Raw genomic sequence first — 26625 nt, 5'->3', positions numbered from 1 at the left:
TACGGAAAGCGGGTGAGCGGGCGTTGCGCTCATGAACGGAAGCCGTGGAGTGTGAGAACCCGTATCATACCGGCTGATTCCGCGAAAGTGCGCGCACGGCGCAACGCCTGCTTCACCCCAGCGCCGCGGTGCAAACAGCCTGCGCTTGTCCCGGAACCGGCGAACGGAATGAAAACAGTCCCCCAGCCAAGGGTTGCTCGCGCAACTGCTCTTGCGAAAGACCCTTGCGTGCCGTTGTCGCGTATACGGTGCGCAAATCGTGGCCAGCGAACGCAAGCTTGGTGACGTTCGAGCAGGGAAACGCAATCTCCTCCACGAGCGCGCCGGCCGGAGAATATCGTTCGATGCGAGCACCGCCGAATAGCGCGATCCACACGAATCCTTCCGAATCCACAGCCATTCCGTCCGGATAGCCGGTACCCGAGATCGCTGCAAACGTGCGCTTGCCGCTCAAGGTTCCGTCGCTCGCGACATCGAATGCGTAAACGACCCGCTCGATAGTGTTTCCATGGTAAAGCGTGCGACCGTCCGGGCTCATCGCCGGTCCATTCGTAATCACATAGCCGCTGTCCCGAACGACGATTTCGCCATTTTCATCGACCATGTACAGCGAACCGCTGGGGTCGACCTCGGCGTCATCCATCGAGCCGAACCAGAGACGGCCACGCGCATCGGCATACCCGTCATTGAGACGGTTGCCCGGAAGCTCGCTTTCGATTCGCTTGAGCAGTTCGAACTGACCGCTCGAAGGCGTGAAGCGGTGGAGACCACCCTGCAGGCCGCAAACGAATGTCTCGTTCGCATACGGCGCGACAAAGCCGATCTGCGCAGGTGCGCTCCACGTGCGGGTCTCGCCCGTCGCTGTCGTGAGGCGATGCAGCTTGCGCTGCTTGATATCGACGAAGTACACAGCGTCTTCACTGGCACGCCATACGGGTCCTTCGCCAAGCACGGCCTCTACGGGCCAGACGCAAACGGGTGTTGTCGAGTTCATCCGCCGTACCATCCCGCATCGACGAAATAATCGCGTCCTGAGCAGCGGGCTGCATCATCGGAGGAAAGAAACAGCGCCATCCGCGCGACGTGTTCCGGGTCAATGCGCTGCTGCAGGCATTGATCCGCCACGATCTTCGCTTCGCTCTCCGGCGATTGCCAGAGCTTCATCTGGCGCGGTGTACGCACGGCGCCCGGAATAATGCAGTTCACACGGATGCCGTGTGCGCCGAAATCCCGTGCCAGGCCGCGCGTGAGTCCTTCGATGCCCGCCTTTGCGGTCATGTAGATACTCAGATTGGCCGTCGCCAGGTGCCACGAAATCGAGCCCAGATTCAGGATCACGCCGCGCCCGAGTTTGCGCATGCCGTCCGCGACCGCCTGCGCGCAGAAAAACTGATGGCGCAGGTTGACCTCGATGCGTTGATCCCAGTAGGCCGGGCTCACATCGCTCACTTCATGCCGGTCGTCGTTGGCGGCGTTGTTGATCAGCACTTCGACCGGGGCACCGCGCGCGGCAATATCCGCAAACGTGGTCTTCAGCGCATCGAGGTCGCGCAGATCGCAACGGTAAAACAGCGGCGGATGCTTCGAGTCACGAAGCTTCTCCTGAAGATCGAGTGCATCGCGTTCCGCCACGTCCAGAAAGAAGACACGCGCCCCTTGTTCGGCGAACGCCTCGACCATGGCGGCGCCTATGCCGCTACCACCGCCCGTGATCACGACGGTCTTGTCAATGAGGCTTGGATAAATTGCGTACGACATCAGAATTTCCCAGATTCCCAGGTTGTTACGAGATCAAGCGTGCTGGCGCTCGTGTTAAGGCGCCAGCCGCCTATCTGTCATTGCGCGACGATTTCGACTTCGCTGACCATGCGCCAGTCGCGCTCGAGCGTGCGGGTCGCGTGGCCCACGACGGTAAGCGTTTCGCTCAGGTGAATATCCCGGCTCGAACTGCCGATCATCAAATCGAAGTCGCCCGGTTCGACGATGCGCTCGCCTCTTGCGTCGGTGAAATTGAGCATGTCCACCGGAATGCGTACCCGCACGCGTGCCGAAGCGTTTGAAGCAACCGGAATGCGTGCAAATGCCTTCAGCTCACGCACAGGCCGCGCGGACGACGCAATCTTGTCGTGCACGTAGATCTGCACGATTTCTTCGCCGTCGCACGCACCCACGTTGTTCACGTTGAAGCTGAATTCAAACGTACCGTCCGCGATTGCCGCTTCCCGCGTCGAGCATTCAAGCCCGTCGAACTGGAATTGCGTATAGCTCAGGCCGAAGCCGAACGGATAGCGCGATCCGAAGTGGTAAGCCACGGGCGTACCCGCGCTCTTGAGCCGGTGATTGTAGGTGTACGGCACCGCGCCTGCGCTCTTCGGCACGGAAAGCGGCAGACGTCCACTGAAATTCGCTTTTCCGGTGATCAGCTCGGCCAGGGCTTCGCCGCCCTTCTCGCCCGGCGCGAACGCCATGATCTGCGCGGCCACCTTGTCTTCGAGACCGCCGAGCGTGTACGGACGGCCACCCGTCATCACCACGACCGTGGGCGTCCCGCTTTCGACCACCGCAGCGAGGAGCGCCTGTTGCACACCGGGCAGCGTGAGACTGTCCGTGTCGGAGCCTTCGCCCACCGTGCCTGACTGAAAGAGTCCGGCCAGATCGCCGACAAACACGACGGCGACTTCAGCCTGCTTTGCGGCCGCGACCGCCGCGGGGATGTCCGACGTATCCTGGCTGATCAGTTCATCGACCTTGTCTTCGGACATGGCGGCCAGTGGCACGTCGCCCGGAAACACGGGCGCGCCCGCGCGCCGTTCCTCGATGATGTGGCAGCCACGCGCGTGAATCACCCGGTCTTTCCCGAGCAGATCGCGCAACGCCTGCAACGGCGTCGTCATGGCCAGATCCGACTGCTCGCCGCTATTGATCAGATGCACCGGGAAGCTGTAGCCCGCGAGCAGCGCGAGCGGATCGTCAGCCGTCGGTCCGATCACGGCAATCTTCGCAGCGCTGTCGAGCTTCAGCGGCAACACTCCCTCGTTGCGCAACAAAACAGCCGACTGCAGTGCCACCTCGTGGGCTACGTCGGTCGCCTCGGCGCTACGCAGGTTCACGTGCTCGGGATCGGCGTAGGGATGTTCGAACAGACCGATGTCGAACTTCGTGCGCAGCACGCGCTCGACTGCCGCGTCGACGGTGGCGAGGCTGATTTCGCCTCGCTCGATGGCTTCCGCCAGATGCAGCGCGCACTCATGCCCCGGCAGTTCGACGTCGAGGCCCGCGTTGAACGCGAGCGCGGCCGCCGCTGCGGCGTCGCGTGCTACAGCGTGGTGACTGTAGAGCAGATTGACCCCTGCGTAGTCGGCCACGATCAGCCCGTCGAAACCCCACTTCTCGCGCAGAACGCCTTCGAGTAGATCACGGTTCGCGTGGCAGGGAACGCCGTCGATGTCGTGATAAGCCGGCATGATCGAGCCGGCATTCGCGAGCTTGACTGCCATTTCGAACGGCAGCATGAACGTATCGTTGAGTTCCCGCGGACCGACATGCACCGGCGCGTGATTGCGCGCGCCTTCGCTGGCCGAGTGGGCCACGAAATGCTTGAGCGTGGCGAGCAGATCGCGCCGCTCTCCCTGCAACCCGTCCACATAGTGGCAAGCCATCACGCCAACGAGATACGGATCTTCGCCAAACGTTTCTTCCGTGCGACCCCAACGCGGATCGCGCGAGACATCCAGCACGGGTGCGAGCCCTTGATGGCAGCCGATCGAGCGCGCCTGCTCGCCGATGATCTCGCCAACGCGACCGATCAGTTCGGCATTCCAGGTCGCCGCATAGTTGAGCGGTGACGGAAACAGCGTGGCATCTTTCGTCATCAGACCCACGAGACATTCTTCGTGCGCTATCACAGGAATGCCGAGACGCGTGTCTTCCACCATCTGCCGCTGCAACGCATTGAGCGCGCGCACGCCCTCTTTCGGGTCGACCGTGTGCGTGCCGAGCGGACGCGTCACCTGTCCGAGTCCATGCCGCAGCAGACGCTCGATCGGCACACCGGCGTCGCGCTGAGCGAAATCTTCGGAACGCGGCTGATGATGGCCATCGGCCGACAGCTTCAGCCATACAGCGTGAAGCTGGGCGATTTTTTCGTCGAGCGTCATGCGCGACATCAGGTCGGCGACACGTGCCTCGGTCGGGGCGTCAGGGTCCCGGTAGAGCGGAATTTCGCTCTTGTGCTGAAGCGACATCAAAAGGACTCCTTTAAATTCAATTCGTTTTTCAAGCGGCGACGTTCGGTCGGAAATTTCGTCAATACGAAAACCGCCCGCGCAATCAGTCGAGGCGCCGCAGGGCGAAGTCGCGATTGTCGAACACGTGACAAGCGTTGGCCGGCAGTGCGAGTCTGACCTGCTCATCGCGCACCAGGTGGCTATCACCCGCAAGCTTGGCGATCAGCATGGCAGGCGTACGGCTGCCGCCCTCCACGTGGATGTAGCTGTGCTCGCCCATGTGCTCGACGAGGCGCACCGAGCAGCGGATCGACTGGACATCGTCTGCCTCGCCCGCAAGACGCATGTGCTCCGGCCGCACGCCAAGCGTGACCTGCATGCCCGGGCTGACCTGGCGACCATCGACGCGAGCGCGAATGATTTCGCCCGTGGTCAGTTCGATCTCGACGCCGCCTTCATCAATGGACTTCACGATGCCCGGCAGAAAATTCATCTTCGGCGAGCCGATGAAGCCCGCAACGAACCGGCTCGCAGGCCGGTGATAGAGATCGAGCGGCGCGCCGATCTGGGCGATGCTGCCATGGCCGCTCTGGTTGGTGTCGGTTTGCAGCAGCACGATCTTGTCCGCGAGCGCCATCGCTTCGATCTGGTCATGCGTGACGTAGACGGCGCTCGCGTCGCCGAATTCGCGATGCAGTCGTGCGATTTCGGTGCGCGTCTGTACGCGCAACGCGGCGTCGAGATTCGAGAGCGGCTCGTCGAAGAGGAACACGCCGGGCTCGCGCACGATCGCACGGCCAATCGCGACACGCTGGCGCTGGCCACCCGACAACGCGGCGGGCCGCCGTTCGAGCAGTTGATCGAGTTGCAGGGACGCCGCCGCGCGACGCACCTTGGTGTCGATGGTCGCCTTGTCGATTTTGGCCTGACGCAGACCGAACGCCATGTTCTCGTACACGCTCATATGCGGATAGAGCGCGTAGTTCTGAAACACCATGGCGACTCGGCGCTTGGCCGGCTCGACGTCGTTCATCACTTGACCATCGATGCGCAGTTCGCCGCCCGTGATCGATTCGAGACCGGCGATCATTCGCAACAGCGTGGACTTGCCACAGCCCGACGGCCCGAGAAAGACACAGAACTCGTTCTTGCCGACTTCGAGGTTGACGTCACGAATCACCGCGTGACCATTCACGTAGGACTTCTGGACGTTGGTGAGAGAAATGCTTGCCATATCGGTTTATGCGAAATTCGCGAAGTTCGGTGCGCGGGCCACGTGTGCCCGCACGTTTTCGAGGCGGTGTTCGATGCGGGTCAGCCCTTGAGCGAGCCGGCCATCATCCCCTTGATTACGCGTTCCTGACCGAACGCGTAGGCGACGATCAGCGGCAACGATGTGAGCACGAGGACAGCGAGCATCGAAGGAATATTCGACGCGTACTGCCCCTGGAAGTCCCAGATCGCGAGCGGCAGCGTGCGATGCTCGGACGTCGACGTGAGGATGTACGCGAAGATGAACTCGTTCCAGAGACCGATGCCGTTGAAGATCGCCACCGTGGCGAGACCCGGTCCCGAGAGCGGGAAGAAAATACGCCAGAAGATGCGGAACGGGCTGCAGCCGTCGAGCTGCGCTGCCTCTTCCAGCTCGCGCGGAATCTGGCGCATGAACTCGGTCAGAATGAAGATCGACACCGGCAGACTGAGGGCCACATACGGACCGAACAGCGCGAACGGCGTGTCGTAAAGACCGAGGTTGCGCGTGAGCAGATAGATCGGCACGAGCGTCGAGTGCAGCGGCACGATCATGCCGGCAACGATGAGCGCAAAAAGCGGCTTGTTCAGCCTGAAACGCATGCGCGCGAATACGTAGGCCGCCATCGCACTGAAGACGACGATCATCAGCACCGACACACCCACCACGAACACGCTGTTACGGAAATACGTGAAGTACGGCCCCTTCATCACCGCCGCGTAGTTGCCGAAATACAGGTGACCCGGCGGCGCCCACACGGGCGTCGAAAAGTTTTCTTCCTGGGTCTTCATGCTCGACGCAACCATGAAGAGAAACGGGAGCGTCGTAACGGCCAGCCAGATCAGTGCGAGGAGAGGAATCCCCACACGCGGGAATCGACGTTTCTTGCTCATGGATCAGACCTCGGTTGCGTAACGGCGGGTGAAGCGCAGCGATACCGCCGCCACCGCACAGACGATGAGGAACATCGCCGAGCCAATGGTGCTGCCGTAGCCGAGCTGGAACGAATTGAAGACCGTGCGGTACATGTAGGTGGCCATCACTTCCGACGAGCCTTCCGGGCCGCCGCCGGTCATGACGAACACGAGATCGAAGTAACGCAGCGACCCGAGCACGGACAGGAGCACAGCCGTACGCACCGTGCCCAGCAGGTGCGGCAGCTTGATGCGCCAGAAAATGGTCCACTCGGAGGCGCCGTCGAGAAGCGCGGCCTCGTTGACCTCAGCCGGCATCGACGAGAGGCCGGCGAGGAACAGAATCATGTAGAACGGCGCGTTCTGCCAGATGATGACGGCGATGGTCGAACCCAGCGACAAACGCGGGTCGCCCAGCCAGTCCTTCGCGAGACTGTCGAGGCCGACGGCTTGCAGCGCTGCGTTGAGCGGACCGAAATTCGGATCGTAGATACTCTTGAACAGAATACCGATCGCCACGCTCGACATCAGGAGCGGCAGAAAATAGAGAATCTTGAGGATGCGCGAGCCACGGCCCGCCTTTTCCAGCAGAACGGCGAGCACGAGCGCGACGGGCAACTGGAAAGCGATCGACGTGACAGCCAGAATCACGTTGTTCCAGAGCGCGTGCCAGAACACGGTGTCGTGGGCGAGCTTTTCCCAGTTCGCGAACCCGACATAACGGGCCGTGTTACCGAGGCCATTCCAGTCGAGAAGCGACAGCTGCAGACTGGAGATGAGCGGATAGAGCAGAAATACGGCCAGCAAAAAGATCGCGGGTGCGAGAAACACAACCGTGACGAGCGCTTGTGACGACAAGCGCAGCCGGCGTTCAGGTGTAGCGGTAATAGCGATATTCACGAGCGTTCATGCCGACCGGCACCTCGCGGTGCCGATCGGACTTTTCATAAGGACTGGGAATTAACCGCCCTTCTTGAAGGCGGCCTGCATTTGCTGCGCAGCGGCCTCAGGCGTGATCGAGAGACCGAACAACTCTTGCGTCGTGTCCTTGTGCATTTCGCCAAGAGCCGGCGGCAGTGCCTGGTCGTACCAGAGCTGCACGCTCGGAGCGGCGGCCAGCAGTTGCTGCAGACGCTGCGTGAACGGATCGTCGATCTTCACGTTGTTGACCGGCGGAAGCTTGTGGTCATCCGTCGCACGAGCCTGCATCGCCTGCTCGTCGGTCAGCGCCTGGATCAGCTTGAACGCCACGTCCGGGTTCTTGCACTCGGTCGAGATGCTCAGGAAGCCATCGCCCACCGTGCCGATCATGTCGCGCGGGTCACCCTTGCCGCCCGTCACCGTCGGGAACGGGAAGAAGTCGAGGTCCTTCGCAAAGCCGGGGTTTTCGTTCGCGATCGTCGAAGCTTCCCAGGCGCCCATCAGCTCCATGGCAGCCTTGCCCGTGTACAGCAGACGGCGCGAAGCGCCCGAATCGTAATCAAGACCGTTGATGCCAGGTGCGAATGCGCCTGCCTTCACGAGGTCCTGGATACGCTTGCCGGCTTCAATGAACGCCGGATCTTCGAAGCCCTTGCCCTTGCCTGCGAGCGCGTCCTTCACGACTTGCGGACCAGCGATACGGTCGACGATGTACATGTAGTACATCGAGCCGGTCCACTTGTTCTTGTTCGCGAGCGAGAACGCTGCGACGTTGTGCGACTTCAGCACATCGACGACGTGCATCAGTTCTTCCCACGTCTTCGGCGGCGTGATGCCGTACTTCTTGAAGACTTCCTTGTTGTAGAAGATCACCGCGGTCGCTGCGTTTTCGGCAGCAACACCGTAGGTCTTGCCGTCGAACGTCGTGTTATCCCACGATGCCTTCATGAAGCGGCCGCGATACGCCGGATCCTTGTTCAGGTACGGCGTGAGGTCGACGATCTGGCCGGATTTCACGTACTCGTGCAGGCCACCGCCGCCCCAGTTTTCGAAGACGCAAGGCGGCTGGTTGGCACCGAATGCCACTTTCAGCTTGGTCTTGTAGGCTTCGTTGAGCACGTGCGACTGCTCGACCTTGTACCCCGGAACCGCTTTCTCGAAGCGGTCTGCGCCGTCGCGCAGCACCTTGCTGGAAGTCGCGTTGGTCTGCTGGTCCCACTGCGTGATTACTTGTGCGTCCGCCGCGAAAGCGGCAGTTGACGCCGCAAGCATTGAACAGACCATCGCCACTGCCCCAACTACCGGCCGGGCTTTCGAAAGAACCGCATGCGCCATCGATACGTCTCCTCTGTTGTGAAGTTATAGGCACTACGTTAGCCTTAACGTTGCTGGATGTTAGATAAGCGAAGTGCTTAACGCTATACGGGTTAACCTGTGACCCGCCTCCCTGAAAACCCTAATCCACAGCCATAAGCCCGATAACTGGCAAGCGCCGTCGTGTATGCGGGCGCTGCCCGCCGCCGCGGGCATATGCCTTGTGTTCTGCGATAATGACCGGCAGAATGTCGATAACGCTAACGTTCCAATTCCTAGAAAACTCTGACGTATCCAGGGAAACAGGCTGTCAGACAATGACAAAACAAAACCCGACACTCGCAGACGTCGCCCGTCTCGCGGGCGTCTCGCAGATGACCGCATCGCGCGCACTCAACGGGCGGCCCGGTGTGTCCCGCGAAACGCGTGACGAGATAACCAGGATCGCCTCGGATATCGGCTATGTCGTGAACCGCACGGCGCAGAAGCTCTCCGGCGGCCGCAACGGCATCATCGGCATCATTACTCCGACGCTCGACACGCAGTTTTCCAGCGAACTGATTCTGGGCGCCGGCCGCGCGGCGCGTGCCGGTGGCTGCGAGGTACTCGTCTACACCCTCTCCGACGACGACCGGCGCACGCATCACGACGTGATGGGTCTCATGCGCCAGTTCTCCGATGGCTTGCTCGCGATCCTGCCGCGCGAATCGTTGTGCCTCGATTCGCTCGCCAGCGCGAACCTGCCGGTGGTCGTGATCGACCAGCGCGGAACGCTGAACCGCTTTCCGTCTGTGTCGGTCGACAACTATGGCGGCGCGCAACTCGCGGTCGATCATCTGGCCGAACTCGGCCACAGAAGGATCGCGTATCTCGGCGGCGACGAATTGATCGAGGGTGTGCGCGATCGTCAACGGGGCTATCACGACGCGCTGATCCGCCACGGACTGCCGCACGATCCGGAACTGGTCGTCACGGGCGACCTCTCGCAGATAACTGCGTTCGAGGTGGCATCCGGGCTGCTCGCGATGCCCGAACCGCCCACGGCGATCTTCACGGCCAACGACCAAAGCGCGTTTGGTGTCATCGCCGCGGTACGTGAAGCGGGTTTGCGCGTGCCGAACGACATCTCCGTGATCGGCTTCGACGACATCCCGATGGCCGAGCAGTTTCATCCGGCACTCACCACCGTTCGTCAACCGTTCCAGCAGATGGCAAGCTCCGCGGTCAATACACTGCTGTCGCAAATCGCCGGTTTCGATGCCGCCTCACAGCGCATCACATTTCCGGCGGAGCTGGTGGTACGCGACTCGACTGGCCCGGCGCCGCTCGAGCTGCGCCGTGCAGTCCCGGCACAGGCCCCTCGCAAATCGCGCATGCAACGCAACGGGCTATAAAGAACTGCGACGAACCGCGACGAACTACACGCCGCGGTTCGGATCGCCATCACCAGACCGTTTCCACATAGGTCAATTCCCGCATCCGCGCATCCGGTGTGACCAGCGTGCCACCGAGCGTGCGCGCGGTGGCCGCTATCAGCCTTTGATGCGAAGTCAGCTCGCGTGACATCGAAGCGGCGCGCACCGCGATAGCGGAATCGACCGGCACGAGGCGCACGCCCTCGATCGATATGAGCGTGGAAAGCCAGCTGCGGGTGTCCATCGAAAGTTCGAGGCACCCTTCTTCGACGAATTGCACCAGATCCAGCACGGTGATCGTCGATATCAGGATTTCACCGCCGTTCAGCTCGTTATCGATTGCCTGTTGCGCGGCATCGCCCAACTCGCCCTTTCCGTTCAACCAATAGACGAGCGCGAGGGTATCGAGCGTGATCATCCGTTCTCGGCCTGCTGCGCGAGTGCCTCGGCGCCGCCCTTGAGGCTGAAGTGCACGATGGAAGAACGCAGTAGTTCAAGCGGATTCTTGCGGCGGCTTCGGTACGGACGGATTTCGACGGTGGGCTCACCTCGATCTGTCACGACTACCGTCTCCCCCAGCATTTCCACGTGCCGGAACAGCTCGCACGCCTTGGACTTGAATACGGCTTTAGATACCCGCTTTTCCATCGTCGATCTCCACCTTCTCAAACCTGTTGACTGCAATATTCGCCGGTCAGAGGAGTCCGCTGCCGGCGGTGTATGTTATCGGTAACGTCGCAACAATATCACGCGTGCAAGCATCGCTACAACCCTGTTTAAACAGGGGTATTCCCGAAATATGTCGAATGCCTTCCAGATTTCGCCAGACTGTTTAGCAAACCTGATTACTATGCGGGTTACCAAGGGATAACCCTTGGTTGTGCCAGGTCGCACGAGAGGCGTAACATGCAGCATTGTTACCGGTAACATCAATTTGAACTGACCGGTCGGACGGTATATGAAAAAGCGCCCGGGCGGCGCTGCCGGGCAGCCGGCAATCATGACCCGCGGCATGGCGAGACCACCGCGACCGCCCGCGAAAACCCAACTTCACTTTGCACGCAAGAGAGATGACCACGATGTCCGAATTCAAACCGCGCAGGCTGAGAAGCCAGAACTGGTTCGACGACCCGGCTCACGCAGATATGACCGCGCTGTACGTCGAGCGCTTCATGAACTACGGCCTCACGCGCGAGGAATTGCAGTCGGGCCGCCCGATCATCGGCATCGCGCAGACGGGCAGCGATCTGGCACCCTGCAACCGCCACCACATCGAACTTGCGCAGCGTGTCAAAGCGGGCATTCGCGACGCCGGCGGCATCCCGATGGAGTTCCCCGTCCACCCGCTCGCCGAGCAAAGCCGCCGGCCCACCGCCGCGCTCGACCGCAACCTCGCGTATCTCGGTCTCGTGGAAATCCTGCACGGCTTTCCGCTGGACGGCGTCGTGCTCACCACCGGATGCGACAAGACGACCCCGGCCTGCCTGATGGCAGCCGCGACCATAGACCTGCCTGCCATCGTGCTGTCCGGCGGGCCGATGCTCGACGGCTGGCATAACGGCCAACGCGTCGGCTCGGGCACCGTGATCTGGCACGCGCGCAACCTGCTGGCCGCGGGCGAAATCGACTATGAGGGTTTCATGGAGCTGACCACCGCGTCCTCCCCCTCGATCGGTCACTGCAATACGATGGGCACGGCGCTTTCGATGAACTGTCTCGCCGAAGCGCTCGGCATGTCGCTGCCAGGCTGCGCGAGCATCCCGGCCGCGTACCGCGAGCGAGGCCAGATGGCCTACACGACCGGCAAGCGCATCGTCGATATGGTGCGCGATGACGTGCGTCCGTCGCACATCATGACCCACGCGGCGTTCGAAAATGCCATCGTCGTTGCGTCCGCACTGGGTGCGTCAACCAACTGCCCGCCGCATCTGATTGCGATCGCGCGTCATATGGGGATCGACCTGAGCCTCGATGACTGGCAGCGCGTCGGCGAGCAGGTGCCGCTGCTCGTCAACTGCATGCCGGCCGGCGAATACCTTGGCGAAAGTTTCCACCGCTCGGGCGGCGTGCCCGCCGTGTTGCGCCAGATCGCGGCCGCGGGCCTGCTGCACGGCGACTGCGCGACCGTGTCGGGCCGCACGATCGGAGAGATTGCCGCCACCGCGCCGGAAGCCGACCGCGAAGTCATCCGGCCGCACGACGATCCGCTCAAGCATCGCGCGGGCTTCATCGTGCTGTCCGGCAACTTCTTCGACAGCGCCATCATGAAGATGTCCGTCGTAGGCGACGCATTTCGTCAGACCTATCTCAGCGAGCCGGGCGCGGAAAACAGCTTCGAAGCACGCGCGATCGTCTTCGAAGGGCCGGAGGACTATCATGCACGCATAGACGACCCGGCACTGGAAATCGACGAACACTGCATCCTCGTCATTCGGGGCTGCGGCACCGTGGGGTATCCGGGAAGTGCAGAGGTGGTCAACATGGCGCCGCCGGCCGAACTCCTGCGTCGCGGGATCGAATCGCTGCCGTGCATGGGCGACGGGCGGCAAAGCGGCACGTCGGCGAGTCCGTCGATCCTCAATATGTCGCCGGAAGCGGCGGTCGGCGGAGGTCTCGCGCTGCTGCGCACTAACGATCGCATCCGCGTCGATCTGAATGCGCGCAGCGTCAATGTGCTGGTCGACGAGGCAGAACTGGCGCGTCGCCGTGAGACGGCAAGTTTTGAGGCGCCGCCTGCGCAGACGCCGTGGCAGGAGCTTTACCGGCAAACGGTCGGGCAGCTTTCGACGGGCGGCTGCCTCGAACCCGCCACGCTTTACCTCAAGGTGATCGAGGAACGCGGCGATCCGCGTCACTCGCACTAAGTGTGCAATTCAACTCCTCCACTTTTTGCTCAATCGATCCATGACCGCTTCCAACATTTCCGCCTGCCTGCCGCAGGATCTCGAACGCGCGCTGCTCATCGGACGCGTGTGGCGACACAGCGATAAGGGCGAAGGACCCAGCATCGTCGTCGTGCGTAACGGCGAAGTATTCGACATCACGCGCACTGTGCCGACGAGCGCCGATCTGCTGGACCGTCCCGATGTCGTTGAAATCGCCCGCCAGGCGCCAGGCGAATCGCTTGGCCCGGTCAGCAAGCTGATGGAAGCCAGTCTCGCCGCACAAAGCGGCAGCGGTCCGTACCTGCTCGCACCGTGCGACGTCCAGTCGATCAAGGCATGTGGCGTCACATTCGCCGTAAGCCTGATCGAGCGTGTGATCGAAGAACAGGCCGGCGGCGACCCGGCAAAGGCCGTCGAAGCGCGCAATGCGATTACCGCGCTGATCGGCACCGATCTGTCGAAAATCCGCCCTGGCTCCGAAGCGGCCATGCGCCTGAAGGCCGAACTCCAGCGTCGCGGTGCGTGGTCACAGTACATGGAAGTCGGCATTGGTCCGGATGCCGAAGTATTTTCGAAGTCGCAGCCGATGTCCTCGGTGGGCTTTGGCGCCGATATCGGCCTGCATCCCGCCTCGGTCTGGAACAACCCCGAGCCGGAAATCGTGCTCGCGGTCAGCAGCAGGGGCGAAGCCGTCGGCGCGACGCTCGGCAACGACGTGAACCTGCGCGACATCGAAGGACGCTCGGCGCTGCTGCTCGGCAAGTGCAAGGACAATAACGGCTCATGCGCGATCGGCCCGTTCGTGCGCCTGTTCGACGAGCACTTCACGATCGACACCGTGCGTCAAACGAGCGTTTCGCTGCGCGTGGAAGGTCGCGACGACGACTTCGTGCTGGACGGCATCAGCCACATGAGCGAAATCAGCCGCGATCCGCTCGACCTCGTCGGCCAGACCTGCGGCGCGCACCACCAGTACCCCGACGGTTTCATGCTGTTCCTCGGCACCATGTTTTCGCCCATCAAAGACCGCGATGCACCCGGTGGCGGCTTCACGCATCACTTGGGCGACGTTGTGACGATCTCCGCGCCGCCGCTTGGCGCGCTCGTGAATACGGTGCGCCTGTGCACCGAAATCACACCGTGGACGTTTGGCGCGCGCGCGCTGTACCGCAATCTCGCGCAGCGTGGACTCCTTGAGGCGCAATAAACCCGTCCGTCGTTCGACGCATGTTTATTGCGGTAACGACGTGACTAATTTGACCATCATCCAATCGACACCATGAACCAGTTCGCAAATTTCATAGCAGGCGAGTGGCTTGCATCGGAACGAGTCAAGCCCAACGTCAATCCGTCCGATCTTGACGACGTGATTGGCGAATTCGCGCAAGCCGACGTCGAGCAGACTCGACGTGCGATCGCGGCCGCCCGCGCGGCCTTTCCGAAGTGGTCTCACAGCACGCCGCAACAGCGCTTCGATCTGCTGGACCAGGCTGGCAGCATGATCCTCGCGCGTAAAGCCGAACTCGGCGAGTTGCTCGCCCGCGAGGAAGGCAAAACGCTCCCTGAAGCAATCGGGGAAGTCGGCCGCGCCGGCCAGATCTTCAAGTTCTTCGCCGGTGAAGCGCTGCGAGTCGGCGGTGAAATCGTGCCGTCCGTGCGACCCGGCTTGAACGTCGAGATCACGCGCGAACCGGTCGGCGTGGTGGGCCTGATTACGCCGTGGAATTTTCCGATCGCGATTCCGGCGTGGAAAATCGCGCCTGCCCTCGCGTTCGGCAACTGCGTCGTCATCAAACCCGCCGACCTCGTGCCCGCGAGCACCTGGGAACTCGTCAAAATCATCGCCGAAGCAGGCGCGCCCGCCGGCGTCATCAATCTGGTGATGGGCAGCGGCTCGGTCGTCGGTGAAACCCTCGTCCAGTCGCCCGATGTCGACGCCATCAGCTTCACGGGCTCGGTGGCAACGGGTCAGGCGATCGCAGCCAAATGCGTTGCCCTCGGCAAGAAATTTCAGCTCGAAATGGGCGGCAAGAACCCGATGGTCGTACTCGACGATGCAGACCTCGATGTTGCCGTCGAGGCCTGTGTCAACGGCGCGTTCTTTTCCACGGGCCAGCGCTGCACGGCATCGAGCCGCCTGATTGTGACGGCGGGCATTTACGATCGCTTCATTGACGCCGTGAAAGCGCGCATGAGCGCGCTGCGGGTCGGCCACGCGCTTGATGCGGCAACGCACATCGGGCCGGTCGTCGACGAAAGCCAGCTCGCGCAGGACGAGCGGTATATCGCCATTGCCCGCGAGGAAGGCGGGACGGTATTCGGCGGTCAACGTGTCGAATCGGCTACCAAAGGTTTCTTCCTCACACCCGCACTGGTCACTGACACCACATCCGATATGCGGATCAACCGCGAGGAGGTTTTCGGCCCCGTGGCATCGGTTGTCAAGGTGAAGGATTACGATGAGGCCCTGGCTGAAGCGAACAATACGCGCTTTGGGCTTTCGGCAGGTATCTGCACGACTTCGTTGAAGTATGCGGCGCACTTCAAACGTCATGTCCAGGCCGGGATGGTGATGATCAACGCCGCTACCGCGGGCGTCGATTACCACGTTCCGTTCGGCGGGCGTAAAGGCTCCAGCTACGGGCCGCGTGAACAGGGCAGCTATGCGAGGGAGTTCTATACGACGGTGAAGACCGTTTATGTCAATCCAGGCGCCTTGTAAGCGGTATTGAAGTAGCTCGGTGCAAGAGGAAGGAGCAACCGCATGACGATCGCGTTACGCGGTTGCAGGCATCTGGCGCTCACGGGCCTCGCTGATCTGCCCTGCCTCCAGCACCGAGCCGCCTTGCGCGCGTCAGAAAACGTGGCGGACGCCAACGTTCACACCAGTCGTCGTCCCTGCCGGGCTGAAGAGCGCGTTGTTAACCGACAGCCCCGTGTTCATCGCGCCATGGTTATTGACCACGGCGGCCTGACCGAAAAGCGTCGTCCTGTGCGAAAGGAAGTACTGGGCGCCAAGCGCCCCCATCACCGAGTGATTGGTCGTGTCGTTACGGTCGCTCACGTACCAGACGCCGCCGTTGAAGTCGAGCGTCGGCAATGCGAGGAAGTCGAGGCCAGCGTTATAGACGTTGCTATTGAAACCGCCCGCCACCTTGTAATTGATAAACGAAGCTTTTGCCGTCAGCCCGCCGATCTTGTACGACGCGCCCAGCATGCGCCCTATGAATGCAACATTGGTCGGCGGCGCCGTGTTCACCGTACCGCCGCTGTTCCCGTTGTAGAACGCGCCTTCTACCATCACCGTACCGTTGTCGTACTTGAGGTTCATCGAGTACTGCCGGCCCGACTGGAAGTTACCAGCCACGCCGCCGAACGCGAACATTGCACCACCCGAGAAACCCGCGACGACCGGGCTCGAATACGATACGGCGTTCGCATTAAACACACCCGTGCCGAGCACGTGATCGAGATAGATCGGCAAGCCACTGCCAAATTGCGACATGCCACGCGGATCGAGGTCGTAGAGCGATAGAAAGAACGGTGAGAACTGCATCCCCAGCTTGAGTCCGCCGTACTGGTTCGCGAGGCCCACATACGCTTGCCGGCCGAACAGGTTGCCGTTCGAATTGCTGAAAGCGCCGTTCGCTACGCTAAAGCCGCTTTCCAGTTTGAATTCGGCCTTCAACCCGCCGCCCAGGTCTTCCGTGCCCGTGAGTCCGAACAGCGTGGGCGCCGAGCCGCCATCGAGGAACGAAAACTGCTTGCCCGCATTGCCGCCCGTTGCGGGATCGAGCGTCTTGCTGGTATAGAGCAGCCCGCCGTCGACCAGGCCGTACAACGTCACACTGGACTGCGCGTGCGCGGTGCCGCTAAGAAGCAGGCCTGCCGCGCCTGCGATCCCCGCAATACGGAATTTTCGTTGACTGAACATCCGGTTGTCTCCTTTCTCCAAATGCATTGATTTGTCGCGTTTTAATAATTAGTAGTACTTTGTTGTAGCCGCATGTGAAGCCCGCAACCCAGGTTCGCTGCTATTCGCGCAGATGATGTATTACCAGATCGCTGAAGCGTTCCGCGTGCTCGATCTGCGTCCAGTGCCCGCATTGCCCGAACACATGCAACTGCGCGCGCGGGATCAACTCGAGGAGGCGCAGCGAACTGGCGAGCGGAATCACGCGATCCTCGCGACCATGCACGATCAGCGTCTCGTGCGGCAGCGCGCGGATGGCCGCCTCCGGGCTCGCGAGCGCGTCCACCGAGCGTTGCCGCGGCGCCGGGAACATCGCGGCAAACGCCTCCTGATAGCCGGGCCGGATGCTCGCTTCGTAGCGCAGTTTCGCAAGCTCGTCGTTCACGAGCGTGCGGTCGAACGCGAAGATGTCGAGCAGCGCGCGCATGTTCGAGATCGACGGCGTATAGCCCCACACGGCGTCGAGCCCTTCGGTGATCGGAAACGGCACACCCGCACTGCCCATCAGCACGAGCCTGCCGACCCGTTCAGGCGCGCGGATCGCGAGCGCAAGGGCGAGCGCGCCACCGAACGAATTGCCGACGACGTGCGCACGCGCGACGCCAAGCGCATCGAGCAGCCCGAGCACATGCGAAACCCACGCATCCATCGCGTATCGGAACCCCGGCGGCCGCGCCGTTTCGCCGAAGCCGACGATGTCCGGCGCGATCACGCGGAACTGCTTCGCGAGCGCCGGCATCGTGAGCCGCCAGTTCGCCCAGGCCGTCACGCCGGGCCCCGAGCCGTGAATGAGCAAAACCGGCGCGCCGTCGCCGAGGTCGTGATAGTTGGTCCGGATACCGTCGACCACAATGCTTCGGCCGATTTCTGGATTGGTCTCCATGCGATTTTCCTGTCTGGAAAGGCTGCGCGTTGATCAGCGTCCGCGCTTTTTGGCGCTCTGCCCCGCAATGCCGAAATGCTCTTTCGGCACTTCGATGATCAGCACACGCACCGAATCGATCGGTGCATCGACCGCGCGATGAATGGCGTCGGTGACTTCAGCGATCAAGCGCTCCTTTTTTTCCTCGTCCCGGCCTTCGATCAAGTACACGTGTGCGATGGGCACGATGATCTCCCTCTCAGACGAAGCGCAGGCTGGTCGATCCCATGCCCTGCACGCGCAGCGTGACGTTGTCGCCTGCGGCGACCGCCACCGCTTCGGTGATGCCGCCCGACAAGATCAGGCTGCCCGCGGGGATCGATTCACCGCGCGCGCCCAGATGGTTGGCGAGCATCGCCACAGCCGCGGCCGGATGGCCGAGCACGGCCGCGCCCGCGCCGAACGCCACCGGCTCGCCGTTCTTCTCAAGCACGATACCGATCGTGCGCAGATCGACGCCCTCGACGCCGAGCGGCTGGCCGCCTACAACGAAGCGCGCCGCCGACGTGTTGTCGGCCACGACGCTCTTCAGATCGAAGCGGAAGTCGCGGTAGCGGCTGTCGATCACCTCGATTCCCGGAATCACGAAGTCGGTTGCGGCAAGTACCGCGGCGATGTGGCAGCCAGGCCCCTTCAGCTCGGTCTTCGTGACAAATGCGATCTCCGGTTCAACCTTCGGGTGGATCAGTTCGGCCGCCTTGCAGGTGCCGCCGTCGGGCACCCCGAACGTGTCGATGAGATAGCCGAACACCGGCGTTTCGACGCCCATCTGCTGCATCTTCGCGTGCGACGTAAGGCCCGCCTTGTAACCGACGATGCGTGCGCCGCGTGCAAGCTGCCGGCGGCGTATCGTGTCCTGCACCGCGTACGCGTCGGCCCAGTCCATGTCCGGATACGTGTCGGTGATCTTCGGCGTGTCGCGCGCTTCGAGCGCGCAATCGTCGAGATGCCGGGCCAGCGATTCAATCGTTTCATTCGACAGCTTCATGCCGCCTCCTCGTTGTTGGGGTTCGAGCGTTCGCGACGTTGCCGCGCGAGCGTGAGCGCGGTGTCCTCGATCATGTCCTCCTGGCCGCCGACCATCTTGCGTCGGCCCAGTTCGACGAGAATCTCGCGTGACGGCACGCCGTACTTCTCGGCCGCGCGCTTCGCGAACAGCAGGAACGAGCCGTAGACGCCTGCATAGCCGAGCGTGAGCGCGTCGCGGTCGATGCGGATCGGAAAGTCCATCATCGGCACGACCCGATCCTCTGCGACGTCCTGAATCTTCCACACATCGACGCCGGTCTCGATGCCCATCCGGTCGCACACGGCCACGAGCACTTCGAGCGGCGTGTTGCCCGCGCCAGCGCCGAGGCCCGCCGCCGCGCCGTCGATGCGGTTCGCACCCACCTCGATCGCGGCGAGCGAGTTCGCGATGCCCATCGCGAGGTTGTGATGGCCGTGAAAGCCGAGTTCCGTCTTCGGATCGAGTGCATCGCGCACCGCGCCGAGGCGCGCCTTCACGTCGTCGGGGAGCATGTAACCCGCGGAGTCGGTGATGTAGATGCAGTTCGCGCCGTAGCTCTCCATCAGCTTCGCCTGCTTGACGAGCCCAGCGGGGTCGTTCATGTGGCTCATCATCAGGAATCCTACGGTGTCCATGTCAAGCTTGCGAGCAAACGAAATATGCTGCTCCGAAACGTCCGCCTCGGTGCAGTGCGTCGCGACACGGATCGTATGAACGCCAAGCTCGTGCGCCATTTTCAGGTGATCGACGGTGCCGATTCCCGGCAGCAGCAGCGCCGACACCTTCGCCTGCTTGAGCAGCGGAATCACAGCGCCGAGATATTCCTCGTCGCTATGCGCGGGAAAACCGTAATTGACCGACGAGCCGCCGAGCCCGTCGCCGTGCGTAACTTCGATGAGCGGCACGCCCGCTTCGTCGAGTCCGCTCGCGACCGAGCGCATCTGGTCGAGGGTCATCTGGTGACGCTTCGGGTGCATGCCGTCACGCAGCGTCATGTCGTGAAGGGTTATTCGCTTGCCTTGGAGATTCATGTCGATTCCGTATGGGTCCGGTCGCTATATTGTCAAACGCGGTGTGAAACGCGATGTGAAGCGCGGCGATGCGCCGTCTGCCTGGCCTCAGGCTGGCGCACTCTCGACCGGCGCGAGCGTGATGCGGCCTGCGAGCAGTTCTTCGGCGAACATCTCGGCTGTGCGCGCGGCGGCGGCCGTCATGATGTCGAGATTGCCGGCGTAGCGCGGCAGGTAGTCGCCGAGCCCCTCGACTTCGAGAAACACCGACACGCGATTGCCGTCGAACACCGGCCCGTTCACGAGACGGTAGCCGGGGACGTAACGCTGCACGTCGGTAATCATGGCGTTGACTGACTCGACGATGCGCGCCTCGTCGGGCACGCCCCCGGTCAGGCAGTGCACCGTATCGCGCATGATGAGCGGCGGATCGGCCGGGTTGATGATGATGATCGCCTTGCCCTTTTTCGCGCCGCCAACCTTCGCCACCGCCGACGCCGTGGTGCGCGTGAACTCGTCGATGTTCTTGCGCGTGCCGGGTCCGACCGAGCGCGACGACACGGTCGCGACGATCTCGGCATAATCGACCGGCTGCACGCGCGAGATTGCATGCACCATCGGGATCGTCGCCTGGCCGCCGCAGGTCACCATGTTGACGTTCATCTCGCGTCGGCCAAGGTGCTCCTTGAGATTGACGGGCGGCACACAGTACGGCCCGATCGCAGCCGGCGTGAGGTCGATCATCATCACGCCGAGCGCGTTGAGCTTGCGACTGTTTTCCGCGTGGACGTAGGCGCTCGTCGCATCGAAGGCGATTTGCACGTTGTCGGCCAGCACGTGCGGCACGAGACCGTCCACGCCTTCGGCGCTTGTCTTGAGACCGAGTTCGCGCGCCTTCTTCAGCCCGTCCGATTCGGGGTCGATGCCGACCATCCACACCGGTTCGAGCACGGGGCTGCGCATGAGTTTGGCGAGCAGGTCAGTGCCGATATTGCCCGGCCCGATCAGCGCGCAACGAATTTTCTGTGTCATGAGGATGTCCTCTTGCCTGTCATTGAAAGCGGTAACGATCAGATCGGCGGGTTCGTTCAGGCGAAGCGCACCGAACAGGCACCGATGCCGCCGATCGACACCCGGAAGCTGTCGCCGGCCTTGATCGTCGCCATCGCGGCCAGTGCGCCGGAGAGGACCACCTCGCCGGCCTTGAGCGGGATGCCAAACTCGCCGAGCGTGTTGGCGAGCCACGCGATGGCGTTGACGGGCGAGCCGAGCGCCGCTGCGCCTGCGCCGGTGCCGATCACCTCGCCGTTCTTTTCGAGCACCATGCCGCAGGTCGCGAGATCGACGCGGCGCGGACTCACGGCCGTATCGCCGAGCACGAACACGCCGCACGACGCGTTGTCCGCAACGGTGTCGCCGATCTTGATCTTCCAGTCGCGAATGCGCGAATCGACAATCTCGAAGCACGGCATCACGCATTCGGTGGCTGCGAGCACCATCGCGTTCGTGACGCCGGGCCCCATCAGGTCGCGCTTCAGGACGAACGCGATCTCGCCTTCGGCCTTCGGCTGGATCAGCGTGTCGAGCGGGATGCGCTCGCCCTCGCCATACACCATGCCCGAAAGCAGATAGCCGAAATCGGGCTGGTAGACGCCCAGCATGTCCATGACCGCCTTCGACGTGACGCCGATTTTTTTGCCGACGACGGTTTCGCCAGCGTCCATACGCCGATCTACGAAGCGCTGCTGGATGCGGTATGCGTCGTGCACCGTGAGATCCTCGTGCTGCGTGCTGAGCGGCGCGATGGATTCGCGGGCGACGAACGCGTCGTATAAACGGTCGCCCAGTCTTTCGATCAACGTTGTTTCCATATGCAATCCGAAATGAATTGAGGTTTTCTTCAAAGCTTCACGCAGACATTCTTGAGTTCGGTGTAGAACTCGAGCGAATGCACGCCGCCTTCACGGCCGATGCCCGACTGCTTCGCGCCGCCGAACGCGGTGCGCAGATCGCGAAGGAACCACGAGTTGACCCACGCGATACCGACCTCAATGGCCCCCGCGACACGATGCGCGCGTGCGAGGTTGGTCGTCCAGATCGCAGTCGCAAGCCCATATTCGTTCGCGTTCGCCCGGCGCACCACTTCCTCTTCGGAATCGAACGGCATGATGAGCGCACACGGGCCGAAGATCTCTTCGCGCGCGATCGGCGAATCGTCGCCGAGGCCTGTCCACAGCGTCGGTTGTACCCACGCGCCGCCGCGCAGGTCCGCTGGCATGTCCGGCACGCCGCCACCCGTCACGACCGTCGCGCCGAGTTCCACCGCCTTGCGGTAATAAGACAGCACCTTGTTGCGATGCTCCTGACTGATGAGCGGGCCCATGCCGGTCGTGGCATCCTCAGGCCGGCCTGGACGCAGACGCTCGGCGCCTTCCTTGAGGGCAGCTACGAAGCGCTCGAAGAGCGGCCGCTCGACGTAAATGCGCTCCGTACCGAGGCAGACTTGCCCCGAATTCACAAAACACGAACGCAGCGTCCCTTCGATGGCCGCGTCGAAATCGCAGTCGGCGAACACGATTGCCGCGTTCTTGCCGCCCATCTCCAGGCTGACCGGACGCGCGCCGTCCGCGGCGGCCTTCATGATCGCAGCGCCCGTGCGCGTCTCGCCAGTGAACGTGATGGCGTTCACGCCCGGATGGGTCGTCACGAACTCGCCCGCCGAACCGGGGCCGAAGCCGTGCACGACGTTGTAGACGCCGCGCGGCACGCCCGCCGCGTTCATGACCTCGCCGAGCAGCGCGGCCGTTTGCGGGGTCTCTTCCGAAGGCTTGACGACCACCGTGTTGCCGCACGCGAGCGCCGGTCCGACCTTCCACGTCATGAGCAGCAACGGCAGGTTCCATGGACAGACCACGCCGACCACGCCAACGGGACGGCGAATCGCATAGTTGAGCGCGCCCCTGCCGTCCGGCGTCGTCATTTCGAAGCTTTCACCGGGCACGTTCTTGACGACGTCGGCGAAGATCTTGAAGTTCGCCGCGCCGCGCGGAATGTCGATGTGCCGCGCGAGGCTCGCGGGCTTGCCCGTGTCGGCTACTTCGGCTTCGAGAAAATCGTCGAAGCGGCGCTCGATTCCGTCGGCCACCGCATACAGCAGGTCCACGCGCTGCGCGATGCTCAGGCTGCCCCACGGCCCTGCGAGCGCCGCACGCGCAGCACGCACGGCAGCGTCGACGTCCGCGCGGCTCGCTTCGGCCACGCGGGCGATCACCGAGTCGTCGAGCGGTGAGCGCTTGTCGAACCAGCGTGCGCCTTCGCCGCTGGCGTCGCGGTACTCGCCGTCGATGAAGTTGCGGACCAGTTTTGCCTCAGGCCTGCGGCCTGATTCGCCGCTCACGGCGGCGGTCGATTTTGTGTCGTGCATGGATCGTTCCAACAAGGTAGTCGTGATCGAGGAGTGAAACAAAGCGGCGGCAGCCCTTCACGGACCGGCAAGCCCAAGCGCGTCGAGGCCTGCCCGCGCGCAGGTTTCGTCCTGCGCTTCGCTGCCGCCTGAAATACCGATAGCTCCGATGACCCGGCCGTCCTCGACGACCGGCATGCCGCCGCCAAACGCGACGAACCGTGGACGCAGCACAATGCCCTCGCGCACGGCCGCCGAATGTTCCTGCAGCGCGTCATGCCATGCGCCGGTTCGCAGTCCGAAGCTTGCTGCGGTATAGGCCTTGTCGATGGCGATATCGATCGAATGCAGCGGCGCGCCTGGCATCCGCACGAACGCGGCGAGGAGGCCTGCCGCGTCGACCACTGCCGCGTTCACTCGCACGCCGAGCCGTTCGGCCTCACGCACGGCGGCCTCGACCGCGCGGTGCGCGGCGGGCCAGTCGATCACGCGCGCCTCGACGCCGTGCCGGGAAATGGCTTCATTCATCGCGCACCGTCCATCAGGTGTAGACCGTCGTGAAGGCTTCGTTCAGCTCGCCCGAGTGGTAGAAGATGGCCCGGCCGATCTCTTCCCCGGTCCACGTCGTGACCGGACGGTCCGGCTGCGCCAGATAACCGAGCCCAGCAAAGGTCTCGTTGCGGTTGCCGCTCGGATCGAAGAAGTAGATCGTCGTGCCGCGCGTGATGCCGTGCCGCGTCGGCGCGACGTCGATCTTCACCTTGTTCTTCGCCATCACGTCGGCGGACTTCAGCACGTCGGCCCAATCGTCGAGGAAGAACGCAATGTGGTGCAAACCGTTGCGCGGGCCGCCGACGAACGCAATATCGTGTGGCGTCGAACTGCGGAAGAGCCACGTCGCGACCGGAATCGAGTGATCCGGTCCGACCATCAACTGCTCCGAAAGATGAAAGTCGAGCACATCCCGCATGAAGCGCGTGTTGTCCTCCACGCGGTTGATGCCCCGCTCCGGATCGAACTCGCACATCAGCAGGCAGTGGTCGAGCCAGTGGACACCCGAACCCTTGATGTCGTCCGGCCACGGATCGGGGTTGAGCGAGCCCACGTCGGTGCCCACCAGTTCCTTCCTCGCGTAGAGCAGCATCTCGTGCCCGCTCGGCAGATGGAACTTCAACATGCGGCCGATCGCGGGCAAGCTGCCCTCGGGCAGCATTTCGGTTTTCGTACCGTGTGCCTCGATGCGCGCCTGCAGTGCATCGAGATCGGCGTCGCGCTCCACCTTGTACGCCGCGTGCCTGATCCCGGCCTGGTCCGAGGGACTCAGGATCAGCGAGTACTTGTCCCACTCGTCCCAGCATTTCAGATAGACGTTGCCTGCGTTGTCGCGATACGTCTCCTTGAGACCGAGTACCCGCTCGTAATGCCGAAGCGCCGCATCCATGTCCATGACCTTCAGGTTGACATGGCCGATACGCATCACACCCATGATGTGTCTCCTCCTGACTGCTTTGTTGAAATGGGGATCGCCGCGAAGGCGCATCCCTTGAAAAAAGGCTTTTGCATCTTCCCCGCTACTTCAACTTCGACGTCGCCCTGTGGCGCGACGCGACACGCGAGCGAATAGCCAGCGCATTCCTCCTCCGTACTCACGTGCGCGCGGCTGATCGGGCCGAGCCGGCTCACCTCGCCGCTCAACACGCGCACCTTGCACACGCCGCAGCCGCCGTTCAGACAGCCGACCGGAATGCCGCGACGGCCGAGCTGTGCCATCGCCGCGAGCAGCGACTGATCGGCCGCGCAAGGAAAGCGCTCGCCGGTCTGTGCGATCGTGACGGTGACTTTCGTCGCGCTTGTGGTCGCGCTCGTGCCCACGCTTGTGGCCATGTCACACCTTGCGGAAAAGCGGGCTGCGCACCTGCTGCACGTCGGCCGCTGAAATGAACTTCTCGTGATAGATGTCGCGCTCGAACAGACGGCCCTGCATCAGCGTCGAGATGCACGCGTCGATCATTGCGGGCGGTCCGCACAGGTACGCCTGGTGCCCCGAAAAATCGTTGTCGAAGTGCGCCTTCGCCACTTCGTGCACGAAGCCCTGGCCGACACCCCCGTCAATCGTCCCCTCGGACAGCGCGGGCACATACGTAAAGTTCGGATAACGCGCGCTCAGTGCGCGGAATTCGTCGTCGTAGTAGAGCTCAGCCGCATTGCGCTGGCCGTAGACCAGCGTGATCGGCAGGTCAACGCCCTGTGCCATCAGATCGAGGATCATCGAGCGCGGACTCGACAGCCCCGAGCCGCCCGCGAGAAAAATCATCGGCCTGCCCGCAGACTTGCGCACGAAGAAGCGCCCATACGGCCCGGACAGCGTCAACCGGTCGCCGACGGCGAGCTTCTCGTGCAACCACGCCGTCCCGAGGCCGCCCGGCACCTGGCGCACGTTGAGTTCGATCTCGCCTGTCTTCGCGACGTCGTCTGGCGCGTTCGCGATCGAGAACGCGCGGGTCTGCGTGATGTCCGGAATCGAGAGCTGCACGTACTGACCGGCCTGGAAATCGATCGGACGATCGAGCCGCAGTCGAATCGACTTGATGGTCGGCGTAAGCGTCTCGATGCGCACGACCTCACCCACGAAGTCCTGCACAGGGATGATCTGCGCATCCGGCTCCTCGTCGACATCGGCCTCGATCACGGTATCTGCCTGAAGCGTCGCGCAGCAGGCGAGCGCCTTGCGCTCTTCGCGCTCGAAATCCATCAACGCGAACGGGCTCGCGTCGCCGAGGTCCGCCTCGCCTTCGAGGACCTCGACCTTGCACGTTCCGCACAGGCCGTGACCGCACGCGTGCGGAATGTAGATACCCTGGCGCAGCGCAGCGTCGAGAATGGTCTGCCCGTCCTCGACTTCGATCGTGGCGCCGAGCGGCTCAATGGTGAGCTGGTAACTCATGTCGATTCCGTTTGTGATCCTGATGCTGTTCCTGACCGGCGGACCGGGCGCCTCTGCTCGCCCGGTCACGCATTCAACTGCATGAGCCTGCAATGCCTTCAAGGCCCGGTGTCCTGAAACGGAGCAGGTCTTTGTGGCCGATGCCGTTTTCCGCGAGGCTTTTCGACGGATCGGGCGTCCACGGCTTGCCCGACTTGAACCACTCCACGCAGTTCCAGTCGATCTTCGCGAAGTCCGGGTGATAGCCGTAAATGCCGGGTAGCACCTTCGCGGCCAGCGCGCCGAACGGCATGTCCGGCGGCAGCGGCAGGCAGAACGGCGACGGAAACATCAGATGGTCCTCCCAGCCGATGTACACGAGCGGCGCGGGAAATTTCTCCACCGCATCCTTGATCGGGAATGCGTAGGGCTTGAGCGCGATAACGGTCACGATGTTC

The 26625-nt window shown here is 62.8% G+C and carries 26 protein-coding genes; 4 read left to right on the top strand and 22 right to left on the bottom strand.

Going from position 1 to position 26625, the window contains the following annotated elements:
- Positions 1–112: 112 nt before the first annotated feature.
- The 7 genes from D1Y85_RS10025 to D1Y85_RS09995 form a co-directional block, all read right to left on the bottom strand.
- Positions 113–994 (bottom strand): SMP-30/gluconolactonase/LRE family protein, encoded by an 882-nt coding sequence (locus D1Y85_RS10025; RefSeq protein ID WP_124150897.1) that lies wholly within the window; start codon positions 992–994, stop codon positions 113–115.
- Positions 991–1758, bottom strand: coding sequence for a D-xylose 1-dehydrogenase (xylB, locus tag D1Y85_RS10020; protein ID WP_124150896.1), 768 nt, complete (start codon positions 1756–1758; stop codon positions 991–993). Before xylB ends, D1Y85_RS10025 begins: the two co-directional genes overlap by 4 nt.
- A 77-nt stretch (positions 1759–1835) precedes the next feature.
- A complete protein-coding gene (locus D1Y85_RS10015; RefSeq protein WP_124150895.1) occupies positions 1836–4244 on the bottom strand; it encodes a glycoside hydrolase family 3 N-terminal domain-containing protein in 2409 nt (802 codons plus the stop codon).
- Positions 4245–4329: 85 nt separating this feature from the next.
- Positions 4330–5460: an ABC transporter ATP-binding protein gene (locus D1Y85_RS10010; protein ID WP_124150894.1), complete on the bottom strand. Its 1131-nt coding sequence runs from the start codon at positions 5458–5460 to the stop codon at positions 4330–4332.
- A gap of 80 nt (positions 5461–5540) precedes the next feature.
- Positions 5541–6371 (bottom strand): carbohydrate ABC transporter permease, encoded by an 831-nt coding sequence (locus tag D1Y85_RS10005; protein ID WP_124150893.1) that lies wholly within the window; start codon positions 6369–6371, stop codon positions 5541–5543.
- 3 nt (positions 6372–6374) lie between these two features.
- Positions 6375–7292: a carbohydrate ABC transporter permease gene (locus tag D1Y85_RS10000; RefSeq protein WP_246024852.1), complete on the bottom strand. Its 918-nt coding sequence runs from the start codon at positions 7290–7292 to the stop codon at positions 6375–6377.
- Positions 7293–7352: 60 nt separating this feature from the next.
- Complete coding sequence (locus tag D1Y85_RS09995; RefSeq protein ID WP_246024851.1) at positions 7353–8585, bottom strand: extracellular solute-binding protein; 1233 nt, start codon at positions 8583–8585, stop codon at positions 7353–7355.
- Positions 8586–8944: 359 nt separating this feature from the next.
- On the opposite strand from D1Y85_RS09995, the gene D1Y85_RS09990 reads away from it, so the two are divergent.
- Positions 8945–10021 carry a LacI family DNA-binding transcriptional regulator gene (locus D1Y85_RS09990; protein WP_124150891.1) on the top strand — a complete coding sequence of 359 codons (1077 nt, stop codon included), beginning with the start codon at positions 8945–8947 and terminating at the stop codon, positions 10019–10021.
- Between the two features lie 49 nt (positions 10022–10070).
- Here D1Y85_RS09990 and D1Y85_RS09985 read toward each other — a convergent pair whose 3' ends face one another.
- Both D1Y85_RS09985 and D1Y85_RS09980 read right to left on the bottom strand, forming a co-directional pair.
- Entirely contained in the window at positions 10071–10460 is a 390-nt protein-coding gene (locus D1Y85_RS09985; RefSeq protein ID WP_124150890.1) for a type II toxin-antitoxin system VapC family toxin, read from the bottom strand.
- The gene (locus D1Y85_RS09980) at positions 10457–10690 is read right to left on the bottom strand and encodes a type II toxin-antitoxin system Phd/YefM family antitoxin (RefSeq protein WP_124150889.1); all 234 of its coding nucleotides are present in this window, start codon (positions 10688–10690) and stop codon (positions 10457–10459) included. Before D1Y85_RS09980 ends, D1Y85_RS09985 begins: the two co-directional genes overlap by 4 nt.
- A 431-nt stretch (positions 10691–11121) precedes the next feature.
- Between D1Y85_RS09980 and D1Y85_RS09975 the strand changes: the two genes are divergently transcribed.
- The 3 genes from D1Y85_RS09975 to D1Y85_RS09965 all read left to right on the top strand — a co-directional run bounded on the left by D1Y85_RS09975 (position 11122) and on the right by D1Y85_RS09965 (position 15649).
- On the top strand, positions 11122–12906 hold the full coding sequence (locus D1Y85_RS09975) for an IlvD/Edd family dehydratase (RefSeq protein WP_124151047.1): 1785 nt from the start codon (positions 11122–11124) through the stop codon (positions 12904–12906).
- Positions 12907–12946: 40 nt separating this feature from the next.
- Positions 12947–14134, top strand: a complete 1188-nt coding sequence (locus tag D1Y85_RS09970; protein ID WP_124150888.1) for a fumarylacetoacetate hydrolase family protein — start codon at positions 12947–12949, stop codon at positions 14132–14134.
- A 72-nt stretch (positions 14135–14206) separates the two neighbouring features.
- Positions 14207–15649, top strand: a complete 1443-nt coding sequence (locus D1Y85_RS09965) for an aldehyde dehydrogenase family protein (protein WP_124150887.1) — start codon at positions 14207–14209, stop codon at positions 15647–15649.
- A 132-nt stretch (positions 15650–15781) separates the two neighbouring features.
- Here D1Y85_RS09965 and D1Y85_RS09960 read toward each other — a convergent pair whose 3' ends face one another.
- The 13 genes from D1Y85_RS09960 to D1Y85_RS09900 form a co-directional block, all read right to left on the bottom strand.
- Positions 15782–16861: a porin gene (locus tag D1Y85_RS09960; RefSeq protein ID WP_124150886.1), complete on the bottom strand. Its 1080-nt coding sequence runs from the start codon at positions 16859–16861 to the stop codon at positions 15782–15784.
- A 100-nt stretch (positions 16862–16961) separates the two neighbouring features.
- Complete coding sequence (locus D1Y85_RS09955; protein ID WP_124150885.1) at positions 16962–17783, bottom strand: alpha/beta fold hydrolase; 822 nt, start codon at positions 17781–17783, stop codon at positions 16962–16964.
- 33 nt (positions 17784–17816) lie between these two features.
- A complete protein-coding gene (locus tag D1Y85_RS09950) occupies positions 17817–18008 on the bottom strand; it encodes a 2-hydroxymuconate tautomerase (protein ID WP_124150884.1) in 192 nt (63 codons plus the stop codon).
- Positions 18009–18021: 13 nt separating this feature from the next.
- Positions 18022–18810 carry a 2-oxo-3-hexenedioate decarboxylase gene (gene dmpH, locus D1Y85_RS09945; RefSeq protein ID WP_124150883.1) on the bottom strand — a complete coding sequence of 263 codons (789 nt, stop codon included), beginning with the start codon at positions 18808–18810 and terminating at the stop codon, positions 18022–18024.
- Positions 18807–19862, bottom strand: a complete 1056-nt coding sequence (gene dmpG, locus D1Y85_RS09940) for a 4-hydroxy-2-oxovalerate aldolase (RefSeq protein ID WP_124150882.1) — start codon at positions 19860–19862, stop codon at positions 18807–18809. The genes dmpH and dmpG overlap by 4 nt, the downstream gene beginning before the upstream one ends.
- A gap of 87 nt (positions 19863–19949) precedes the next feature.
- Positions 19950–20873, bottom strand: a complete 924-nt coding sequence (locus tag D1Y85_RS09935; protein WP_124150881.1) for an acetaldehyde dehydrogenase (acetylating) — start codon at positions 20871–20873, stop codon at positions 19950–19952.
- A 56-nt stretch (positions 20874–20929) separates the two neighbouring features.
- The gene (gene dmpE / locus D1Y85_RS09930; RefSeq protein ID WP_124150880.1) at positions 20930–21712 is read right to left on the bottom strand and encodes a 2-oxopent-4-enoate hydratase; all 783 of its coding nucleotides are present in this window, start codon (positions 21710–21712) and stop codon (positions 20930–20932) included.
- Positions 21713–21741: 29 nt separating this feature from the next.
- Positions 21742–23265, bottom strand: a complete 1524-nt coding sequence (locus D1Y85_RS09925; protein ID WP_124150879.1) for a 2-hydroxymuconic semialdehyde dehydrogenase — start codon at positions 23263–23265, stop codon at positions 21742–21744.
- A gap of 57 nt (positions 23266–23322) precedes the next feature.
- On the bottom strand, positions 23323–23772 hold the full coding sequence (locus tag D1Y85_RS09920; protein ID WP_124150878.1) for a GlcG/HbpS family heme-binding protein: 450 nt from the start codon (positions 23770–23772) through the stop codon (positions 23323–23325).
- Between the two features lie 13 nt (positions 23773–23785).
- On the bottom strand, positions 23786–24730 hold the full coding sequence (locus tag D1Y85_RS09915) for a catechol 2,3-dioxygenase (RefSeq protein ID WP_124150877.1): 945 nt from the start codon (positions 24728–24730) through the stop codon (positions 23786–23788).
- Positions 24721–25128, bottom strand: coding sequence for a 2Fe-2S iron-sulfur cluster-binding protein (locus D1Y85_RS09910; protein WP_124150876.1), 408 nt, complete (start codon positions 25126–25128; stop codon positions 24721–24723). The genes D1Y85_RS09915 and D1Y85_RS09910 overlap by 10 nt, the downstream gene beginning before the upstream one ends.
- Position 25129: 1 nt before the next feature.
- Complete coding sequence (locus D1Y85_RS09905) at positions 25130–26188, bottom strand: NADH:ubiquinone reductase (Na(+)-transporting) subunit F (protein WP_124150875.1); 1059 nt, start codon at positions 26186–26188, stop codon at positions 25130–25132.
- Positions 26189–26261: 73 nt separating this feature from the next.
- A complete protein-coding gene (locus tag D1Y85_RS09900; RefSeq protein ID WP_124150874.1) occupies positions 26262–26618 on the bottom strand; it encodes a phenol hydroxylase subunit P4 in 357 nt (118 codons plus the stop codon).
- Positions 26619–26625: the final 7 nt, after the last annotated feature.

The sequence above is a fragment of the Paraburkholderia dinghuensis genome (assembly GCF_003837865.1).
Lineage (GTDB): Bacteria > Pseudomonadota > Gammaproteobacteria > Burkholderiales > Burkholderiaceae > Paraburkholderia > Paraburkholderia dinghuensis.
This window is presented reverse-complemented; position numbering and strand designations above follow the sequence as displayed.

Bases quoted from the DNA above. Each gene is read 5' to 3' on its own strand.
- D1Y85_RS09970 (WP_124150888.1), top strand. From the start codon at position 12,947: ATGACCGCTTCCAACATTTCCGCCTGCCTGCCGCAGGATCTCGAACGC.
- D1Y85_RS09910 (WP_124150876.1), bottom strand. From the start codon at position 25,128: ATGGCCACAAGCGTGGGCACGAGCGCGACCACAAGCGCGACGAAAGTC.
- dmpH (WP_124150883.1), bottom strand. From the start codon at position 18,810: ATGAAGCTGTCGAATGAAACGATTGAATCGCTGGCCCGGCATCTCGAC.
- D1Y85_RS09960 (WP_124150886.1), bottom strand. From the start codon at position 16,861: ATGTTCAGTCAACGAAAATTCCGTATTGCGGGGATCGCAGGCGCGGCA.
- dmpG (WP_124150882.1), bottom strand. From the start codon at position 19,862: ATGAATCTCCAAGGCAAGCGAATAACCCTTCACGACATGACGCTGCGT.
- dmpE (WP_124150880.1), bottom strand. From the start codon at position 21,712: ATGGAAACAACGTTGATCGAAAGACTGGGCGACCGTTTATACGACGCG.
- D1Y85_RS09925 (WP_124150879.1), bottom strand. From the start codon at position 23,265: ATGCACGACACAAAATCGACCGCCGCCGTGAGCGGCGAATCAGGCCGC.
- xylB (WP_124150896.1), bottom strand. From the start codon at position 1,758: ATGTCGTACGCAATTTATCCAAGCCTCATTGACAAGACCGTCGTGATC.
- D1Y85_RS10010 (WP_124150894.1), bottom strand. From the start codon at position 5,460: ATGGCAAGCATTTCTCTCACCAACGTCCAGAAGTCCTACGTGAATGGT.
- D1Y85_RS10005 (WP_124150893.1), bottom strand. From the start codon at position 6,371: ATGAGCAAGAAACGTCGATTCCCGCGTGTGGGGATTCCTCTCCTCGCA.
- D1Y85_RS09915 (WP_124150877.1), bottom strand. From the start codon at position 24,730: ATGGGTGTGATGCGTATCGGCCATGTCAACCTGAAGGTCATGGACATG.
- D1Y85_RS09995 (WP_246024851.1), bottom strand. From the start codon at position 8,585: ATGCTTGCGGCGTCAACTGCCGCTTTCGCGGCGGACGCACAAGTAATC.
- D1Y85_RS10025 (WP_124150897.1), bottom strand. From the start codon at position 994: ATGAACTCGACAACACCCGTTTGCGTCTGGCCCGTAGAGGCCGTGCTT.
- D1Y85_RS09990 (WP_124150891.1), top strand. From the start codon at position 8,945: ATGACAAAACAAAACCCGACACTCGCAGACGTCGCCCGTCTCGCGGGC.
- D1Y85_RS10015 (WP_124150895.1), bottom strand. From the start codon at position 4,244: ATGTCGCTTCAGCACAAGAGCGAAATTCCGCTCTACCGGGACCCTGAC.
- D1Y85_RS09935 (WP_124150881.1), bottom strand. From the start codon at position 20,873: ATGACACAGAAAATTCGTTGCGCGCTGATCGGGCCGGGCAATATCGGC.
- D1Y85_RS09920 (WP_124150878.1), bottom strand. From the start codon at position 23,772: ATGAATGAAGCCATTTCCCGGCACGGCGTCGAGGCGCGCGTGATCGAC.
- D1Y85_RS09975 (WP_124151047.1), top strand. From the start codon at position 11,122: ATGTCCGAATTCAAACCGCGCAGGCTGAGAAGCCAGAACTGGTTCGAC.
- D1Y85_RS09965 (WP_124150887.1), top strand. From the start codon at position 14,207: ATGAACCAGTTCGCAAATTTCATAGCAGGCGAGTGGCTTGCATCGGAA.
- D1Y85_RS09980 (WP_124150889.1), bottom strand. From the start codon at position 10,690: ATGGAAAAGCGGGTATCTAAAGCCGTATTCAAGTCCAAGGCGTGCGAG.
- D1Y85_RS09955 (WP_124150885.1), bottom strand. From the start codon at position 17,783: ATGGAGACCAATCCAGAAATCGGCCGAAGCATTGTGGTCGACGGTATC.
- D1Y85_RS09985 (WP_124150890.1), bottom strand. From the start codon at position 10,460: ATGATCACGCTCGATACCCTCGCGCTCGTCTATTGGTTGAACGGAAAG.
- D1Y85_RS09905 (WP_124150875.1), bottom strand. From the start codon at position 26,188: ATGAGTTACCAGCTCACCATTGAGCCGCTCGGCGCCACGATCGAAGTC.